At 61.1% G+C, this 18,650-nt stretch carries 16 protein-coding genes and 2 pseudogenes; 8 read left to right on the top strand and 10 right to left on the bottom strand.

All coding sequences use genetic code 11. The features are described from left to right. Positions 1-6 precede the first annotated feature (6 nt). Together ATY29_RS22780 and ATY29_RS22775 are read right to left on the bottom strand one after the other, a co-directional pair. Complete coding sequence (locus ATY29_RS22780) at positions 7-759, bottom strand: N-acyl amino acid synthase FeeM domain-containing protein (RefSeq protein WP_003566601.1); 753 nt, start codon at positions 757-759, stop codon at positions 7-9. Between the two features lie 143 nt (positions 760-902). Further along, positions 903-3,206, bottom strand: a complete 2,304-nt coding sequence (locus ATY29_RS22775) for a putative bifunctional diguanylate cyclase/phosphodiesterase (RefSeq protein ID WP_097533131.1) — start codon at positions 3,204-3,206, stop codon at positions 903-905. A gap of 327 nt (positions 3,207-3,533) precedes the next feature. Here ATY29_RS22775 and ATY29_RS22770 point away from each other — a divergent pair, with 327 nt between their 5' ends. Together ATY29_RS22770 and ATY29_RS22765 are read left to right on the top strand one after the other, a co-directional pair. Next, entirely contained in the window at positions 3,534-4,073 is a 540-nt protein-coding gene (locus ATY29_RS22770) for a TRAP transporter small permease subunit (RefSeq protein WP_003566605.1), read from the top strand. 20 nt (positions 4,074-4,093) lie between these two features. Beyond that, positions 4,094-5,581 carry a TRAP transporter large permease gene (locus tag ATY29_RS22765; protein WP_003566606.1) on the top strand — a complete coding sequence of 496 codons (1,488 nt, stop codon included), beginning with the start codon at positions 4,094-4,096 and terminating at the stop codon, positions 5,579-5,581. Between the two features lie 71 nt (positions 5,582-5,652). Here ATY29_RS22765 and ATY29_RS22760 read toward each other — a convergent pair whose 3' ends face one another. Beyond that, the gene (locus tag ATY29_RS22760) at positions 5,653-6,759 is read right to left on the bottom strand and encodes a TRAP transporter substrate-binding protein (RefSeq protein ID WP_003566607.1); all 1,107 of its coding nucleotides are present in this window, start codon (positions 6,757-6,759) and stop codon (positions 5,653-5,655) included. 287 nt (positions 6,760-7,046) lie between these two features. Here ATY29_RS22760 and ATY29_RS22755 point away from each other — a divergent pair, with 287 nt between their 5' ends. Continuing rightward, positions 7,047-7,826, top strand: a complete 780-nt coding sequence (locus ATY29_RS22755) for a gamma-glutamyl-gamma-aminobutyrate hydrolase family protein (RefSeq protein WP_003566608.1) — start codon at positions 7,047-7,049, stop codon at positions 7,824-7,826. A 112-nt stretch (positions 7,827-7,938) separates the two neighbouring features. Here the strand turns inward: ATY29_RS22755 and ATY29_RS22750 are convergent, their stop codons facing one another. The 3 genes from ATY29_RS22750 to ATY29_RS22740 form a co-directional block, all read right to left on the bottom strand. Then, positions 7,939-8,895, bottom strand: a complete 957-nt coding sequence (locus ATY29_RS22750) for a 2-hydroxyacid dehydrogenase (protein WP_003566609.1) — start codon at positions 8,893-8,895, stop codon at positions 7,939-7,941. Positions 8,896-8,925: 30 nt separating this feature from the next. Next, positions 8,926-9,948 carry a LacI family DNA-binding transcriptional regulator gene (locus ATY29_RS22745; RefSeq protein ID WP_003566610.1) on the bottom strand — a complete coding sequence of 341 codons (1,023 nt, stop codon included), beginning with the start codon at positions 9,946-9,948 and terminating at the stop codon, positions 8,926-8,928. 120 nt (positions 9,949-10,068) lie between these two features. Continuing rightward, the gene (locus ATY29_RS22740; RefSeq protein ID WP_003566611.1) at positions 10,069-10,581 is read right to left on the bottom strand and encodes a MarR family winged helix-turn-helix transcriptional regulator; all 513 of its coding nucleotides are present in this window, start codon (positions 10,579-10,581) and stop codon (positions 10,069-10,071) included. 85 nt (positions 10,582-10,666) lie between these two features. Here ATY29_RS22740 and ATY29_RS22735 point away from each other — a divergent pair, with 85 nt between their 5' ends. The 5 genes from ATY29_RS22735 to cysE all read left to right on the top strand — a co-directional run bounded on the left by ATY29_RS22735 (position 10,667) and on the right by cysE (position 15,117). Beyond that, complete coding sequence (locus ATY29_RS22735; RefSeq protein WP_003566612.1) at positions 10,667-11,455, top strand: creatininase family protein; 789 nt, start codon at positions 10,667-10,669, stop codon at positions 11,453-11,455. 147 nt (positions 11,456-11,602) lie between these two features. Next, a complete protein-coding gene (locus ATY29_RS22730; RefSeq protein WP_097533130.1) occupies positions 11,603-12,706 on the top strand; it encodes a CobW family GTP-binding protein in 1,104 nt (367 codons plus the stop codon). Further along, positions 12,706-13,695: a WD40 repeat domain-containing protein gene (locus tag ATY29_RS22725; protein WP_097533129.1), complete on the top strand. Its 990-nt coding sequence runs from the start codon at positions 12,706-12,708 to the stop codon at positions 13,693-13,695. Before ATY29_RS22730 ends, ATY29_RS22725 begins: the two co-directional genes overlap by 1 nt. Positions 13,696-13,718: 23 nt before the next feature. Next, complete coding sequence (locus tag ATY29_RS22720; protein WP_003566618.1) at positions 13,719-14,192, top strand: GNAT family N-acetyltransferase; 474 nt, start codon at positions 13,719-13,721, stop codon at positions 14,190-14,192. 106 nt (positions 14,193-14,298) lie between these two features. Further along, positions 14,299-15,117, top strand: coding sequence for a serine O-acetyltransferase (cysE, locus tag ATY29_RS22715; RefSeq protein ID WP_097533128.1), 819 nt, complete (start codon positions 14,299-14,301; stop codon positions 15,115-15,117). Between the two features lie 21 nt (positions 15,118-15,138). Here cysE and ATY29_RS22710 read toward each other — a convergent pair. From ATY29_RS22710 to odc2, 4 genes and pseudogenes are all read right to left on the bottom strand, one after another. After that, positions 15,139-16,295, bottom strand: a pseudogene (locus tag ATY29_RS22710) (GGDEF domain-containing protein). A gap of 90 nt (positions 16,296-16,385) precedes the next feature. Beyond that, a pseudogene (locus ATY29_RS38355) lies at positions 16,386-16,496 on the bottom strand (6-aminohexanoate hydrolase); the annotation flags it as partial. Between the two features lie 300 nt (positions 16,497-16,796). Next, positions 16,797-17,387, bottom strand: a complete 591-nt coding sequence (locus tag ATY29_RS22695; protein WP_003566623.1) for a GNAT family N-acetyltransferase — start codon at positions 17,385-17,387, stop codon at positions 16,797-16,799. A 93-nt stretch (positions 17,388-17,480) separates the two neighbouring features. After that, positions 17,481-18,614, bottom strand: coding sequence for an ornithine/lysine decarboxylase (odc2, locus tag ATY29_RS22690; protein WP_003566625.1), 1,134 nt, complete (start codon positions 18,612-18,614; stop codon positions 17,481-17,483). Between the last annotated feature and the right edge of the window lie 36 nt (positions 18,615-18,650).

Genomic DNA, 18,650 nt, shown 5'->3' with positions numbered 1-18,650 from the left:
AAGAAATCAGAGCGGCAAGTCGGTTCCAAGTTGGCCTTGCGGCACGAAGCGCGCCGTCGGAATGATGGTGAGCGGCGGCAATGTGTCGTTGGGATTGCGCGAAAACATCATGCGCTGCTCGCTGGCGCTGGAGATGAAGAAGGGGTAACGCGTCAACAGCTTGCGTCCGACCTCGATCACATTCGTCGACATCAGCGTCACGTCAACCCCGTAACTCTCCGCCAGTCGGCCGGGCACAATCGTATCGGCATAGAAGACCCGCTTATAGAAGGCGGCATGCGGCGGCCGGACGGACTGAATAACGCGGTCCGCCCGGAAATAGGCTGCCGCCACGATGGCGGGTCTCAGCGTCAGATAGGGAACCCATGGCATGTTGGCGGTGAGTTCAGGATCGGCCGCGAAACGCGCCGGGTCGATCAAGGTCAGCCCGGCGTCCAGAAGCTCATCCATCGCCTCGGGAAAGGCCTCTCCGGACCGGCTGATACGATGCTCCGGCGTCACATAGTGAATTCGAATCGTACTGACCAGTTCGCCATAATAGTACAGGCCAAAGATATAGGCATGGCTGTCGAAATCGACATCGTCCAACAGACCTTCCGGGGCAAGCGAAAGCGCACCGTGGGCCTTGTACGCCTTGTAGCGCAGCCGTTCCACCTCCTCCATGTCTTCGCTGCTCTCAACACGGCGATATTCGACGTGGTCCAAAATTTCCAAAATTTTCGTGCTGAAATCATTACGCGTGAACAGTGTGTCTGACATATTTTGATCCGCTCGTTAACGGATCATTAATCATACGCCAGCGAAATTTAGGCAAGGAAATCCGATAATTCGGCCCGTATATAAAGTATTAAGGTTAACGTCGCGAAAGATTTTCAGCGGAAAAAAATGTGGCACCGGAGCGCTCAGGCGACCTTGTTGCGGCGACGCTGAACGGTCCGGCGGCCGATGCCCTGCTGTAACAGCGGGATGTTCTTGGAAGGCACCGGCTGAGAGAAAACATAGCCTTGCACGAGATCGGTGCTGCGGTGCTTGTTGAGCAGGGCGAGTTGCTCGTCGGTCTCGACGCCCTCGATGACGATCTTCAGTCCCAATTCGCGGGCGAGATGGACCGTGCCGCGCAACAGCTTGAGGCGGCGGTTATCCTCAACGATGTTGCGGACGAAGGAGCGATCGATCTTGACGATATCGAGCGGCAGCGTGTCGAGATAGCTGAGACTGGAGAAGCCGGTGCCGAAATCGTCGATGGCGATGGTGATGCCGCGGGCCCTGAGCTCCGCCAGGATGGCACGCACGGCCGCAGGCTCGTCGATAAGGCAGCTTTCTGTGATTTCGAGATGCAGCCGCGCCGCATCGAGTCCGGAATGGGCAAGCGCGTCGGCGACCACCGAGAGGATGTCGGCATCCCTAAGGTCCCGCGCCGAGAGATTGACCGAGACGGCGATATGATCCGGCCAGTTCATGCATTCGCCGCATGCCTTGAACAGGACGAAGCGGGTAATATCGGAGATGATGCCCATATCCTCGGCGAGCCGGATGAAGACATCGGGCGGGATCGAGCCCTTCTCCGGATGCACCCAGCGCGCCAAGGCCTCGGCGCATTCGATCCGCGAACCGTCGGCCCGGAACATCGGCTGAAAGACCAGATGTAGTGCCTGGGCGGAAACCGCTTCGCGCAGATCCGCCTTCAGCTTCTGCTGCTCGATATAGCGGCCATCCATCTCCCGCTCGAAGCCGGATATGCCGCCCCTGAAGCGCGACTTGCTTTCGAACAGGGCAAGATCCGCCTTGACGCTCCATTCGTCCATCGCGAAGGCGGTGCTCTCGAGAATCGCGTAACCGGCACTGAGCGAAACCAGGAAGGTCAGCTCATCGACCGCGTAGTGGCCCTGGATGGCAGCGTGCACGCGGCGGATCTCGACGTCGAGGGAGGCCGGCTCCTTCGCATGCGGAAAGAACAGGATGAACTGGTCGCCCATCAGCCGGCCGAGAATGGCGTTGCCGGAGGCCTGCTTGATCCGGGCGGCGATAGCGCAGAGCAGATGATCGCCGGTGACGTGGCCACGCATGTCGTTGACATGTTTGAATTCGTCGATATCGAGAACCATGAAGCCGAGCGGCCCGGACTTCCGCTGATGTTTGGCGAGATACTCCTGCACCAGTTGCCCGAAATACTCTCTGTTCGGCAGGCCCGTCAGCGCATCGAAGCGGACCATATGCATGATCTTCTGTTCCGCCTTCACCCGGCTCGACACATCCTCGAAGATCAGCACGGCGCCGCCATCGGCCCTTCGGCTGGCGGAGAATTCCAGCGACAGACCCTCGGGGAAATGTATGAGCGTGCGCGATAGGTTGCCTTCGGCGACCTGGGTCAGTTGGCGCAGGATGAGCTCCGGCTGCGAGGCGTCCATGAAGCTGTATCGCGCGCCGTAACGCAGCACGGCGCCGAGGTCGCGGTCCTTCAGCCGTTCCGGCGCACCGATCTTCAGAAGCTCGCAGGCCTTGCGATTGACGACCTGGATACGGTTTTCGGTATCGACCATGACCAGGCCGTGCGGCATGTTGTTGAGCGCCGTGTCGAAACGGTCGGCGATGATGGTGATTTCCCGGCGCGCAATGACATTCTCGAAGAGAAACTCGCGCACACCATTCGCCATGGCCCGGGTCGTCAGCCAGAAAGGAATGAGGAAGATCGACAGCAGACCACGATAAAAATCCAGCGCCAGCAGGCTGCCGATGATCATCGGCAGGCAGCAGAAGAACGTCTGGAGGTCGACTGCGAAGCGCGAGCCGTAATTGCGACCGACAACGGAAACCATGGTCGCCATGGTGACAGAAATGCAGGCAAGCTCCGCAAAGGAATCATGCACGACGAAGATGGCGTAGCCGCTGGCGATGCCGAGGAGCGCGGTGGTGCAGGCTCCGCTGCCAACCAGAATCCACTCCCAACGCTCGATCCCGGCGTGCGACAGACTTTGCTTGTCGACACGATCGAACTGCCGGAAGATGGCCATGCGAGCGCCGAAAACCAGAAGGAAGGCAGCCGACAGCAGGATGTAGATGGAGTATTGCGTCTTGGCAGCCACTGCAAGGCACGTCGCAACATGCACGATCACGCCAACAAGAAGCGTCATGCGGTTCCCGGAAAGGGAGCTCACAAACGACAGATACACATCTAAAGGGACCCTGTTCGGGTTATCCGGCTTCATCCACACTTTCCCTGTGCGCGGGAATTCTAGGCTCAACCCTTTAAAAATTGATTTCAATGGAATCAAACATTTGGGTAAATTTTCTAAAACCATAGGATGAACCGGACAGCCTACACGCGCCGTTGCAGCCTTTTGGCGAGATTATTGAAATTTTTTATCCACGCCAGGGTTGTTGAATTATGAGACACTCACACTGCCTGGTCATCGGATCTAAGACTATACTCTAAGGCGAGGCATTTATCCTTCCAATTTCGAAGGCCGTGGTCTACATCGATTGCAAGAGGGAAAGCTGCCGGAAAAACGGCAGGACAAGAACAAGGGAAACGAATGTCGGGACTTCTGGCGGCAAGCCGGCTGATCGATTCGGTCAGTCGGATCATGGGCAAACTTTCCGAATATATGGTGCTGTTCTGCTGTCTGATCAGCGCCGGAAACGCCATCGTCCGCTACGCCTTCAACTACAGTTCGAACGGCTGGCTCGAGATCCAATGGTATCTCTTCGCCTTCGTCGTGATGCTCGGCGCCTCGCATGCGTTGCGCAACAACGAGCATGTCCGCGTCGACCTGATCTATGGTGCGGTTTCCGACAAAGCGAAGATCTGGATCGACATCGTCGGCCTCCTCATCTTTCTCATTCCCGTATGCATATTCCTCACCTGGCTATGCTGGCCCTTCTTCACGCTCTCCTACCAGCAGGGCGAAATATCGGGCAACGCCGGCGGACTGATCCGGTGGCCCGTGAAGCTGATCCTCGTGGCTGGCTTCGCACTGCTTTCCCTTCAAGGCGTTTCCGAGCTGATCAAGCGGATCGCCGCCCTCACCGGCGAAATCAGCATCGACACCAAATACGAAAAGCCGCTGCAGTAGCGCGCCCTGGAGGAACGGTTTTGTTTGATTTCGGCATCATTCCGCCGGCGATGTTCCTGGGCATGGTCATCTTCATGCTCTACGGGTTTCCGGTCGCTTTTTCGCTCGCCGCCGTCGGCATGTTCTTCGGCATTATCGGCATCATCACCGGCCATTTCAGCGAAGCCTTTCTGCAAGCGCTGCCGCTGCGCTTTTTCGGCATCGTCTCCAACGACCTCCTGCTCGCAATTCCCTTCTTCACCTTCATGGGAGCGATATTGGAACGCTGCGGGCTTGCCGAAGATCTGCTCGAAGGCACCGGCAAGCTCTTCGGCGGCATTCCCGGCGGCCTCGCCTATGCCGTCATCCTCGTCGGCGCCGTGCTCGGCGCGATCACCGGCACGGTGGCCGCCTCCGTCATCACCATGGGCGTGATCTCGCTGCCGATCATGCTGCGTTATGGCTACAGCCCGCGCCTTGCCACCGGCGTCATCGCCGCTTCCGGCACCATAACGCAGGTGATCCCGCCTTCGCTGGTGCTCGTCGTTCTCGCCGATCAGCTCGGCCGGTCGGTCGGCGACATGTATCTCGGCGCCATCGGCCCCTCCATCCTGCAGGTGACGATTTTCATCCTCTTCATCCTGGTGATGTCAATCATCCGGCCGAAATCGATGCCGCCGCTGCCGAAAGAGGTGCGCGGCGATTTCAACTGGGCGCTGCTGGTAAAGGTGCTGATGGGCATGGTGCCCTCGATCGTGCTGATTTTCCTGGTGCTCGGCACGATCTTCATGGGCCTTGCAACGCCGACCGAAGCGGGTGCGCTGGGCGTCGTCGGCGCCATGGCGCTCGCCGCGATGAATCGCCGCCTCACCTGGCCGCTGATCCGCGAAGCGATGACATCGACCACCCACATCACATCAATGGTGGTGATGATCCTGATCGGCTCCACCTGCTTCAGCCTGGTGTTTCAGGGCATGGACGGCTCGCGCTGGATCGAGCACATGCTGTCGGGCATTCCCGGCGGCCCAGTCGGCTTTCTGATCTTCGTCAACATCTTCATCTTCGTGCTCGCCTTCTTCCTTGATTTCTTCGAGATCGCCTTCATCGTCATCCCGATGCTCGCCCCCGTCGCCTCCAGTCTCGGCATCGACCTGATCTGGTTCGGCGTTCTGATCTGCGTCAACATGCAGACGAGCTTCATGCATCCGCCCTTCGGCTTCGCGCTGTTCTACCTGCGTTCGATCGCCAGCAAGGACGTCAAGACCTCGGATATCTACATGGGCGCGCTCCCCTGGGTCGGCATGCAGCTGATCCTGGTGGCGATCGTAATCTTCTGGCCGCAATCGGTGACCTATTGGCTGGATAACGGCCCGAAGGTCGACCCGAACACGATCAAGATCGAAGTCCCGGGCTTCGGCGGCCAGCTCGGCCTGCCGCCACTCGGCGGCGGCAAGGACTCGCCGCAGATTCCCGGCCTGACCCTGCCGCCACTCGGCCTGCCAGGAGCACCGCCGCCCCCCGCCAAATAAAGAGCTAAAACAAAACCCCGGACCAAGTGATCCGGGGTTCTGATATTCGTGTCAGCCGCCGATGGAAGCCCTCAGAGCTTTCCGGCCCGCTGCTGGATCATCATGAACGTATCGAAAGTGTATTCCGAAAGCTGCATCCAGAGATAGGCGTCCCGCTTGAAGGCGGTCTGATCCTCGTAGATCTTTTTGAAATACTGGTTGGTGCCCGAGATTTCGCTGTAGATGCCGGTCGCCGCCTGGAAGCAGGCTTCCATGATCTCCTGGCTGAACGGGCGCAGCGTCGCACCTTCCGCAACGAGCTGCTTCAGCGCCGTCGGATTCTTCGAGTCGTACTTCGCCAGCATGTTGGTGTTGGCGAAGGCGCAGGCATCGGTCAGCGCCGCCTGATAATGCTTCGGCAGGTTGCTCCATTTCTCAAGGTTGAAGAAACCATGCACCGTCGGGCCGCCTTCCCACCAGCCCGGATAATAGTAGTACTTCGCCACCTTGTGGAAGCCGAGCTTCAGGTCGTCATAGGGGCCGACGAATTCTGCCGCATCGATCGTGCCTTTCTCCAGCGCCGGATAGATGTCGCCGCCGGCGATCTGCTGCGGGACGACGCCGACCTTCTCCATGACGCGGCCGGCAAGACCGGCAATGCGCATCTTGACCCCCTTGAGGTCATCGAGCGTATTGATCTCCTTGCGGAACCAGCCGCCCATCTGCGCGCCGGTATTGCCGGCCGGCAAGGCATACATGCCCTGCGTTGCGTAGAACTCGTTCATCAGCTTGTTGCCGTTGCCCTCGTAGAACCACGCATTGGTCAGGCGGCTGTTCAGCCCGAAGGGAATGGCCGTTCCGAAGGCATAGGCCGGATCCTTGCCGACGAAATAATAGGAGGTCGTATGGGCTGCCTCGACCGTGCCAGCGGCCACCGCATCGACGGCCTGCAGGCCAGGCACGATTTCACCGGCCGCGAAGGGCTGGATCGTAAAATTGCCGTCTGTCGCGGCAGCGACATGCTTGGCGATATCCTCGGCGCCGCCATAGATCGTATCCAAGCTCTTCGGAAACGACGACGTCATGCGCCACGCGATCTTCGGATTTTCCTGCGCGATCGCAGGCGCTGCCAATGCCGTTGCGGCTACCGCGCCGGCGCTGGCGGTTCCCGCCTTCTTGAAAAACGAACGACGATCCATCAAAAACCTCCCGTATAGATCACTGCGCGGCCAATCTTCACCCCACCCGCAGCCGGGGCAAACCTAAGCATGGCGGGGGCCGCGATTCAAGCTTTAGTCTATTAGCCTTTGGCATCAAGACGGCAATAGGAGAATGCGAGTGCAACTATCAAAATCAGCGGCTTAGCAGCCAAGCCGGAACCAGGGCAGCTTCGGCCGTATTTTGGCCCTCCGACACAGCCAATCGTTGACTTAAGGGCCGTTCTGGCGCCAGAAACACAGTGCAGAAAGTTTTCACCGGGGTTGATATGACGAAACCGATCGTTGCCATTCCTGCCGATATCCGCAGCTTCGACGGAGCGACGTGGCATGCCGTGCAGCATCAATATGTGAGGGCCGCCTTGAATGCAGCCGGCGTCATGGCCTTCATCATCCCCGCCTTCGAGGCAGGCTACGATACCGACGCGATCCTCGACCGCGTCGACGGCCTCCTGGTTTCCGGCTCGGCCAGCAACGTGCATCCTTCTCTCTACGGTGCCGAGGCGAGCGAGCGGGACGGTCCGTTCGACCCTGCCCGCGACGCCACCAGCCTGCCGCTGATCCGCCGCGCGATCGACCGCGCCATCCCGCTCCTCGCCATCTGCCGCGGCATCCAGGAGCTGAACGTCGCGCTCGGTGGCTCGCTGGCAAGCGAGATCCACGAGCAGCCCGGCATTTGGGACCATCGCCGGCCGGACGGCGTCGACCGCGACGGCATGTACGCCGTTCGCCAAAGCGTCTACGTCAAGGAAGGCTCCTGCATCGCAAGCATTCTCGGCCCCGGCGAAATTCGCGTGAATTCCCTGCACCGGCAGGCGATCGCCAGGACCGCGCCGCGCCTGCAGGTGGAAGCGATCGCCGAAGACGGCACGGTTGAGGCCGTCTCCGTCATCGACGCCAAGGCCTTCGCCGTCGGCGTGCAATGGCATCCGGAGTACTGGGCCGAAACCGACAAGCCTTCGAACCAGCTATTTGAAGCTTTCGGCGACGCCGTCCACGCCTACGCCGCCGGCAAGCTGCCGGTCACCTCCGCGCAGGCGATCGTCTGACGGCGCAGTCGCTAGAGCAATTCCAGGAAAAGTGCGAAGCGGTGATCCGTCCGGAATTGCGTAAAAACAAAAGTGAGAGCGGTTCAGCGCTTCCGTGAAAACCTGAACCGCTCTAGGCCTTTTGCGGCGTCTCCGGCACCGGCGTCAGCGCGGCTCCCGTCTCGAACCAGGCGATGAGATTATCGGCGACGAGATCGGCCATGGCATTGCGGGTCGGCACCGACGCGGAGGCAACATGCGGCAGGAGCACCGCATTGGCCGGTTCCAACAGGCCGGCCGGCACTGTGGGCTCATCATAGAAGACATCGAGGCCGGCTGCTCCGAGCGCGCCGGAGGTTAGTGCCATGCTCAGCGCCTCCTCGTCCACGCTCCAGCCGCGGCCGACATTGACGAGAATGCCGTCCGGGCCGAGTGCTGCCAGAATCTCGGCATCGATCGTCTTATGCGTCTGCGGCGTCTTCGGAACGATGGCGATCAGCGTATCCACCGCTTCCGCCAGCCCCTTCAGCGTCGGGTGATAATCATAGGGTGCATCGGCGTGACGCGAGCGAGTGTGATAGCTGATCTTCACCTTGAACGGCTCCAGCCGCTTGGCGATTTCAAGCCCGATGCGGCCAAGGCCGTAGAGCCCGACATGACGGCCATTGAGCGAGAAGCGCGACAGCGGATAGGTCACGCCCGGCTTCCAGTTGCCGGCGCGCAGCCAGGCTTCGGCCCGCGGCAGTTCGCGGATGGTGTTCAGGAGCAGACCGATTGCCGTATCGGCGACCTCGTCAGTCAAAACATCAGGCGTATTGGTAACGACGATGCCCTTTTCGGCGGCACGCTTCACATCCATACCGTCATAACCGACGCCGAAGCTGGCGATCACCTCGACACCAGGCAGCTGATCCATCCAGGCGCCGGGAAAAGCGCCGGAGACGGCAACGCCGCGGATGCGGCCGGCGGTCTCACCGTCGAGCGCAAGCTTTTCCGCGCGCGGAACGGCGATAATCTCAAAACGATCCTTCAGGCTTTCGAGAACACGCTCGTGTATCTTCCCAGGAACGAGAATGGCGATGCGGGACATGGCTTTTCCTCTTGGGGTGGCCGTCTTGGTTCAGGCGCGGGGCCGATGGGGACTGGTGGACTGGCGAATGCGCATTTCCGGCTTGATCAGATGCATGCCGTCGGGCTCGTGGCTTCCGGCCAGGCGATCGAGCAGCGCCCGGGCGGCCAGGCGCCCGACCTCGGCCTGGCCGTTCCAGACGGTCGTCAGCGCCGGCGTCGCAATCGACGCCTCCTCGAGATCGTCATAACCGGTAACGGAAATGTCGCGTCCCGGCATCAAGCCGGCGCGCGCAATGCCGTTCATCAACCCGATCGCCACGAGATCGTTCCAGCAGACGGCCGCCGTCGGCTTCTGCGGCAGCGACAGGAAGTGCACGGCGGCCTCGAAGCCGCCTTGTTTCGAGCGCGGGCCGGGAATGCGCAGGTTCGGATCGACCTCGATGCCGGCCTTGCGCAGCGCATTGACATAACCCTGGTAGCGATCGCGGCCAGTCGAGGTCTGGTCCGTGCCGCCGATCATCGCGATCGAGCGGTGACCAAGGCCGATCAAGTGGTTGGTGGCCAGCGAGATGCCGTAGCTGTCATCGCCGCGATAGGTCGGCAGGTCTTGGCCCTCCATCGAGCGGGCGACCAGGATCGCCGGCATGCCGTTTTCTTCCGCCAGCTGCACGTCCTCAGGCGGCGTGCCGATCGCCGGCGACATGATGACACCGTCGCCGCCGAGCTGCAGCAGCGTCTCGATGAAGGTACGCTGCTTTTCGACATTGTCGTAATGGTTGGAAAGGATGAAGGTGTGGCGGCTGCGATCGAGCTCGCTTTCGATCGCCTTCAGGATTTCCCCGTAGAAGGGGTTCATGATGTCGTGCACGACGACACCGATGATGCCGGAGCGCGAGGTGCGAAGGCTGGCGGCGCGGCGATTGTAGATATAGCCGAGCGCGCGCGCCTGTTCCTTGATCTTTTCCCGGGTATTGCCGGCGACAAGCGGGCTATCGCGTAAGGCAAGCGATACGGTCGCCGTTGAAATGCCGAGAGTTTCGGCGATCGTCGAAAGCTTGATCTTCTGGACCACGTGTCCTCCTCCAGGCAGCACGCAAGACAGTGAGACCTCGCCGGAAAACCGGCGCGGCCCCTTAAAATGTTTAATTAAAAGATTTAACCGGCGGAGGCAATTCGTCTTTCAATGGAAATTTCAGTCTTCATCCGGTTCTTCGATGTGAAGGGCTTCGGCCTGCAGATTGCCGTCGATCGCTTTCAGCAGCCGGACGAGATTGCGGATTTCCTTCTCGGAGAATTCCTGCGTCGCCAGCCTGTCGCAGGCCGAGGCCGCCATCTCGATCGCCTGCACGCTGCCGCGCCCGAGTTCGGTGAGATAGACCTTGGTTAGGCGCGCATCCTCCGCATCGGGCTTGCGCTCAAGAAAACCCTGCGCCTCCATGCGGCCGATCGTGCGCGTCATCGTCGGCGCCTTGACGCCGAGCTTATGGGCAAGCCCGCCGGCCGTCATGCCGTCGCTTTCGGCAAGCGAGAGAATGACGCCGTCCTGGCCGGCATAAAGGCCGCTTTCGAGCAGGTTGCGCGAAAGCACGGTGCGCATGGAACGAGCCGCCTGGGTCAGCGCCGGAGAGAGGTCGACGAGCGTATATTCGGTCTGGTCCTTCTTCTTGGACTTGTTCTTCTTGCCGTCCTTGTGCTTCTTTCCCATAGCCATCCCTTTGATCTTTAAGCCCTGGCGCCGCTGCGATATGACATTGCCCAGGATCTCGTCATAAACAAGAGGCAACGACCGGATGATGACGCCTTCGCTCCGCTTGGACCATAGCGGCCCGGCCTTTGCCCCCGGCGGGCGCTGCCCGATCGCCGTGCTGCCGCTCGGCGCTCATGAACAGCACGGCCCGCATCTGCCCTTCGAAACCGACACGCTGATTGCCGAAGGCATCGCCGGGCGATTGAAAATGGCCCTGCCCGCCGGCCTGTCGGTCACTTTCATGCCCGCCGAATCTGTCGGCTATTCCATAGAGCACATGGATGTTGAAGGAACGAAGACGCTCGCCTTCGACGAAGCCGTCAACCGCTGGCTCGGCATCGCCGAGCGGCTGGCCAAGCGGGATATCCGCAAATTGGTGATGCTGAACGCCCATGGCGGCAATTCGCCTCTGATGACGATCGTCGCCACCGAGGCGCGGATCCGCTTCGCCATGCTGGCGGTGGCGACGAGCTGGACCCGCTTCGGCCTGCCGGATGGCGTGATCCCGCCGGAGGAAAAGGCGATCGGCATCCATGGCGGCGATATCGAGACCTCGGTGATGCTGGCGCTTCATCCAGATAGGGTCGATATGGCCAAGGCGGCGGATTTCCCCTCGCGACAGACGGAATTCGCCACTCGCTTCAAACACCTGCGTGCCTATGGGCCGCACGCCTTCGGCTGGAAGATGAGCGATCTCAACAGCCAAGGCGTGGCGGGCAACGCCGCGGCTGCGACGGCTGAGAAGGGCAAAGCGCTGATTGCCCATGCGGTGAAGGGACTGGTGGAATTGCTGGAGGATGTCGATGCCTTCGACATTACGCAGTTCCGCTGAAGACGGGGATGCGCACCGGCCAATCGATGTGATCTTATAACATTATAAAACCCTTTGAACTGCCGCGCCCATGCCATTATATGAGACCAACCGTTCAAGCGGCCGATCCAAAACCGCTCGGCTGCACGCCTAATCCTAGAGGTTCTCATGACCGACGCGATTTCCACCCAGAAGCCCATTCCCGTCACCGTGCTCACCGGTTATCTCGGCGCCGGTAAGACCACCTTGCTCAACCGCATCCTTTCCGAAAATCACGGCAAGAAATATGCGGTCATTGTCAATGAGTTCGGCGAAATCGGCATCGACAACGACCTGATCGTCGAGTCGGACGAAGAAATCTACGAGATGAACAATGGCTGCGTCTGTTGCACGGTGCGCGGCGACCTGATCCGCGTCGTCGAAGGCTTGATGCGCCGTCCCGGCCGCTTCGACGGCATCATCGTCGAAACCACTGGCCTTGCCGATCCGGTGCCGGTCGCCCAGACCTTCTTCATGGACGACGACGTGCGCGCCAAGACCGAGCTCGACGCCGTCATCGCCCTCGTCGACGCAAAACACCTGCCGCTGCGCCTGAAGGACAGCCGCGAGGCCGAGGACCAGATCGCCTTCGCCGACGTCGTCGTCATCAACAAGAGCGACCTTGTCACCCCGGAAGAACTTGATGTGATCGACGACATCGTCCGCGCCATCAACCCGGCCGCCCGCGTCTACAAGACCAGCCGCTCCGGTGTCGACCTCGCCCGCGTGCTCGATCAGGGCGCCTTCAACCTGGAGCGCGCACTCGAAAACGATCCGCATTTCCTGGAGCACGGCCATGATGACCATGTTTGCGGCCCGGATTGCGATCACGACCACCACCATCATGATCATGATCATCACCATGATCACCACGGGCACGACCATCATCACCATGGCGCCCATCAACAGGGTGCGATGTCGGCGATCCATGATGTGACGGTGCAGTCGGTATCGCTGCGAGGCGGTCAGATGAACCCGGAGCGCTTCTTTCCCTGGATCCAGAAGGTCACCCAGACACAGGGACCGAATATTCTGCGTCTCAAGGGCATCATCGCCTTCAAGGACGATCCCGAGCGCTATGTCGTTCAGGGCGTCCACATGATCATCGAGGGCGATCACCAGCGGCCGTGGAAGGAAGGCGAAAAGCACGAGAGCCGTCTCGTCTTCATCGGCCGCGATCTCGACCGCGAGAAGCTCGAAGCCTCCTTCAAAGCCTGCGAGGCGTCCGCCTGATGCCGACAGTTGCACCGCTTGATCTCGACGGCCACGTTCTGGCCGTCGAATTTTTAGGTGATGTCCCCTTCTTCGCCAGCGCCAACGGCACGTTTCACCGGCTGGACGGCGGCGACAGGGTTTCAGAAGCCCATCAGGGCATGCTCACCGCCATCCGCGACCCCTATAGCGAGAGCCTGATCTCGGGTGGGGAGGACGGCAAGGCGCTGCGCATTTCAGCCGACGGCAGCGTCAGCGAGATCGCCACTGCGCCGCGCAAGTGGATCTCGCAGGTTGCCGCCGGCCCGCAAGGCGCGATTGCCTATTCCTACGGCAAGAGTTCGCTCGTGCGCCTTGCCGACGGCACGACCAAGGAATTTGCCGAGGAGCGCACGGTCGAGGGCCTTGCCTTCGCCCCGAAGGGCCTTCGCATCGCAGCCGCGCGGTATAACGGCGTGTCGCTGCACTGGATCGGCATGACCGCCAAGCCGGTCGATCTCGAATGGAAGGGTGCACATACCGGCGTCACCTTCTCGCCGGATGGCAATTTCCTGGTCACCTCGATGCAGGAAAATGCGCTGCACGGCTGGAAACTCGACAGCAAGCCAGGTGCAGAAGCCCGCCATATGCGCATGACCGGCTACCCATCCAAGGTGAAATCGCTTTCCTGGTCGGTCAAGGGCAAGTGGCTCGCCTCCTCGGGCGCACCGGCTGCGATCGTCTGGCCCTTCCAAGGCAAGGACGGGCCGATGGGCAAGGCGCCGCTCGAACTCGGTACCCGCGCCAACATCATGGCAACCGCGGTGAAATTCCATCCGCTCGAAGATATCCTCGCCATTGGCTTCATCGACGGCATGATCCTGGCCGTGCGCATCGCCGACAGCAAGGAGGCGCTGCTGCGCCGCCCCGGCAAGGGCGCGATCACGGCGATGAGCTGGAGCAAAAACGGCAAACTGCTCGCCTTCGCCTCCGAAGCCGGCGATTGCGGCGTCATCGATATTTCGGCTTGAGCCATATTGCCGGCCAGGACGACATGGTGACGGAAGCGGAAATCGTGGCGCTCGGCGCCGAGCATATGCAGGCGGCCGCAGGAATCAGGCGTGTGGCGCTCCGGCAGCGGCTGCCCTGGCTGCCGGATCTTCATACGCCAGAGGAAGAAGAGCAATACTGGCGCAAGCATCTGCTGCCGAACTGCACGATCCTCGGCGCCGCCATGGGCGACCGGCTGGTCGGCGTGATCGCCTATGGCGACGACTGGATTGAGCAGCTTTATGTTCTCCCCGATTTCCAGAGCAACGGCATCGGCTCCCTGCTGCTTGGCTGCGCCAAGGAGGAGATGGATGAAATCAGGCTGTGGACGTTCCAGCGCAATGTGGGCGCCCGTGCCTTCTATGAGCGGCACGGTTTTTCCGCGGAGGACGAGACCGATGGCGCCGAAAACGAGGAAAAACAGCCGGATATACGCTATCATTGGCGTCGGCTTCCGCAACTGCCGCCTGGCGGCTGAAACAGCGAATCAAGCCGCAGATATCGGGCTTGCCAAATGCCTTGCCCGGGAGAAACATGAATCTCGCGCAAGCATAACTGCGCAGTCGCCGACAGAGGAAACGGGAATGCCCAAATCCACCGGCCTTGGTCTGGCCGAGCAACAGCCGCAATCCCTGGACAATACATTCGTCTGGGCAGCGATCCGCGCCGAGGCCCTCGAACTTGCCGCGCGCGAACCGATCCTGCAGCGGCTGCTCGCCGCCCAGATAACCACCACCTCCGGCGACAATGAAATCATCGCCCGGGTGCTCGCCGCGCGGCTTGCTGCCACGCAAATGGAAACGGGCGATCTGTTCGATCTGATCCTGTCCACACTCGACGACGATATCATGCGAAAGGTCGAGGCCGATCTCGCAGCCGTGCGCGAACGCGACCCGGCCTGCACGACATTTCTGCACGCGCTTCTGAACCTCAAGGGGTTTCATGCGCTGCAGACGCACCGCATCGCCCATGCGCTCTGGAACGCCGGCCGCCCGGAGATCGCCAGCTGGCTTGCCAATCTCGCCTCGCTGGTCTTCGGCCCGGATATCCATCCCGCCGCCCGGATCGGCGCTTCCATCATGCTCGACCACGGCTCGGGCATCGTCATCGGCGAAACGGCTGTCATCGAGGATGAAGTATCGATCCTGCAAAACGTCACGCTCGGCGGCACCGGCAAGGAAACCGGCGATCGTCACCCGAAGATCCGCCACGGTGTGATGATCGGCGCCGGCGCCAAGATTCTCGGCAATATCGAAATCGGCGCCTTCAGCAAAATCGCCGCCGGCAGCGTCGTGCTGAAGCCGGTTCCCGAACATTGCACAGTCGCCGGCGTGCCGGCAACACTGGTGCGCGTCCACCGCGCCGACGAAATCCCGGCAGAGACGATGGACCAGAATATCTAGAGTAACGCCGGGTTCGCCCTGTTATGCAGCCTGCTGATTTTCGCCGAAAGCTTCGACGCGGTTGCGACCTCCGCGCTTGGAACGATAGAGCGCCGCATCCGCCTTGTGCATCAGCCCGTCAAAATCTCCATCGCTTTCTGTGCGCGTGGCAACGCCAATGCTCAGCGTCGGAAAGACGGTCAGATCTGGGTGATGCAGGACGGCGGCGCGAAGTCGAGACGGATGCGCTCGGCAATCGCCACCGCATCCTCTCCGGAAACATTCTTCAACACTGCCAGGAACTCGTCTCCGCCTTGACGGGCGAGTAGATCGCCGGAGCGCATGATGCCTCTCGAGACACTGGCGAAAAGCCGCAGGATATCGTCGCCGGCGGCATGGCCATGCCGGTCGTTCAGCTGTTTGAAATGATCTATATCGATGATCAGCAGCGATACCGGCTGCGATGCAAGCGCGGGCACATGCTGGGCAAGGCCGCCGCGGTTGAGCGCGCCGGTCAGTGGATCGTGATGAGCAAGCTCCATCAGCTGATTTCGGCTGCGCTCTGCCGCCATCAGCACCATGGCCATGCTGCGAAGCATGATGAACGCGACCGCCGATACCGCTATCCAGCTATGGACAACGCTGCCGCCGAAAGGATCCGGCCCACCAATTTCGCCGGTCACCGCAAGAATGCTGCGCACCGCAAAGATCATCGCAGTGCAAAGATAGAGACCGACAAGAAGGGCGGCCGAATACAGCTTTTCCCGCCGGGCAATACCGATAGCCTCCCTCGCGACAGCCAGATCGCAGAGGCAACAGATCACGGAGATGTTGAGGAGCCTCGCGGAGACCGCCGAGGGGTTGCTGACGATCAGCACGACAGGCACGCTGACGAGAAAGATCGCAAACCAGAAAGTGCGCTGACTGAGCGCCCGGCCCGCAAAGACGCGCACCGCAAAGAACATCAGCATGTAGCCGGCGATCGTCACCACATTGCCGCCATCGACCGAGACGGAGTAGGGAACGAGATTGCGCAAGGCCACGAGGAAGGAGCCGAGGCCGACAAGCAGGTTGCTTAAGCCCCACCACAGCGGCCACCTCTCGAAGCGGCCGGTCGCATAGGCTGCGAGCTGCAGGATGCCCAGAACGAAGCAACTCACGGCAACAATGAAATAGATTGTCCTGAGATCCAGCAGCATGACGCTTTCCCGAAATTCTCGCGGAACTTACAGGAAGCGTTTTGCGGTTTGATTGGGGACTTCGCTAGAAGTTTAACGATTATCGGGTTCCTACGCGGCCAGCACCGTGCCGATGATGGCGGCCAGCAGCGCATGCAACAGATCCCGGTATCCGTTGCGCGCCGAAGGACCGCTTTCCTCCGAGATCATAACGACCGTCAGAAGCCCTGCTCTGGGCAGCCGCTGGCCCCGTTGCGGCAAGCGACAGGCAGAAAACCAAAAGAAGGGAGAGAACGCGGATCATGCGGCGCAAGATAGGATATCGCTGCCGCATGTTCGCGGGCCGGCGGCGCTTTTCACGCGATTGTGTTGCCATGGTTACCAGGCATCCCGGTCAACACGCGCCGCGGCGCCCGAAAAACAATCCGCGCCGCAGCCACGGCAGGCCGCCTGCCTCCATGGTCGAGCGGCGCGGATATTGCCGGCCGCGGGTAAGGACGTTCAACCCTGGCCGGCCGATTGTTAGGCGGCGCGGCGAACCGGCGCGCTGGCCAGCATGCGTCCCGAGGGGACAATCATGCCGGCCGCGCCGTCAAGCCAGCCTTCCCTAAGCTCGAGCGCCAGAAAGCGCGAGCGTTCGAACGGACCCGGCATGACAAGATGGCGGGCCTTCTCGGCAAAAAAGCCGAAACGCTCGTAATAAGCAGCATCGCCGACGAGCAAGACGGCGCCATGGCCGCGCTTCTTGGTTTCGAGGATCGCCGCGCGCATCAGCGCCGAGCCGATGCCCTTGCCGCCATAACGGGAATCGACGGCGAGCGGGCCGAGCAGCAGCGCATTGATCGGCGTGCCTTCGTCGTTGACGCCGGCCTCGATGTTCCAGAGCCGCACCGAGCCGATAACGTGGCCGTCGCGATCACGCGCGACAAGCGCCAGGCCCTCGGCCGGAACCCGGTTGCGGCGAATCTTCTCCGACGACTTCTTGCGGCGGTCCGGCCCCATGACCCGGTCGAGCAGGTTTTCACGGGCAACGACGTCCGACGGATTTTCGGCGTCGATGGCGAAAGTGGTAGGCGCAAAGAATGCGCGGACAGAATCAAGAACAGCGGCCATCTTGGCCTCCCGTACCCAATACCGTTATCAGCGGCGATGAAGGAAATTGTGAAGTTGCCGCCCCGGCTGGTTACGGGGCCGGCGGAAACGGCCTTAGATGACGTAGGCCTTCAGCGGTTCGAAACCGTTGAAAGCGACTGCCGAATAGGTCGTCGTATAGGCGCCTGTGCCTTCGATCAGGACCTCGTCGCCGATCGAAAGAGAGATCGGCAGCGGATAGAGGTTCTTCTCGTAGAGCACGTCGGCTGAATCGCAGGTCGGGCCGGCGATGACGCAGGGCTCCATCTCGTCGCCGTCGTGCTCCGTGCGGATCGGATAGCGGATGGCTTCGTCCATCGTTTCGGCGAGCCCCCCGAACTTGCCGATGTCGAGGAATACCCAGCGGGCATCGTCATTGTCCGACTTCTTCGAGATCAGCACGACCTCAGCCTTGATGACGCCGGCATTGCCGACCATGCCGCGGCCCGGCTCGATGATCGTCTGCGGGATCTGGTTGCCGAAATGCGTGCGCAGCGCCTGGTAGATCGACTTGCCGTAAGCTTCTGCCGACGGAACGTCGCGCAGATACTTGGTCGGGAAGCCGCCGCCCATGTTGACCATCTGCAGGTGGATGCCCTGCTTGGCAAGCGATACGAAGACGCGCTTGGCATCGGCGAGTGCTGAATCCCAGGCATCGACCTTGGTCATCTGCGAACCGACATGGAACGAGACGCCGTAGGACTGCAGGCCGAGCTGATGGGCGTAGACGAGAACGTCGACGGCCATCTGCGGGACGCAGCCGAACTTGCGCGACAGCGGCCATTCAGCACCTTCGCCATCGGTCAGCACGCGGCAAAAGACGCGGGCGCCGGGAGCGGCGCGCGAGATCTTCTCGACTTCCTCGTGGCTGTCGACCGCAAAAAGGCTGACGCCGAGCGCATGCGCGCGAGCAACGTCGCGTTCCTTCTTGATCGTATTGCCGAAGGAGATGCGAGCTGCAGTCGCACCGGCGTCGAGCGCCATTTCGATTTCGGCAACGGATGCGCAATCGAAATTGGAGCCGAGGCCTGCAAGCAGCTTCAACACTTCAGGGGCCGGGTTGGCCTTGACGGCGTAGTAGATGGCGCTGTCCGGCATGGCGTGACGGAAGGCGTGAAAATTGTCGCGAACGACGTCGAGGTCAACCACGAGGCAGGGACCGTCGGGACGTCGGGTGGCGAGAAAGTCGCGGATGCGCTGGGTGGTCATATCGTTCCCTCTTCCAGTTCCAGAGCTCCGGCATCA

It is taken from the genome of Rhizobium hidalgonense (assembly GCF_002914525.1).
Lineage (GTDB): Bacteria > Pseudomonadota > Alphaproteobacteria > Rhizobiales > Rhizobiaceae > Rhizobium > Rhizobium hidalgonense.
This window is presented reverse-complemented; position numbering and strand designations above follow the sequence as displayed.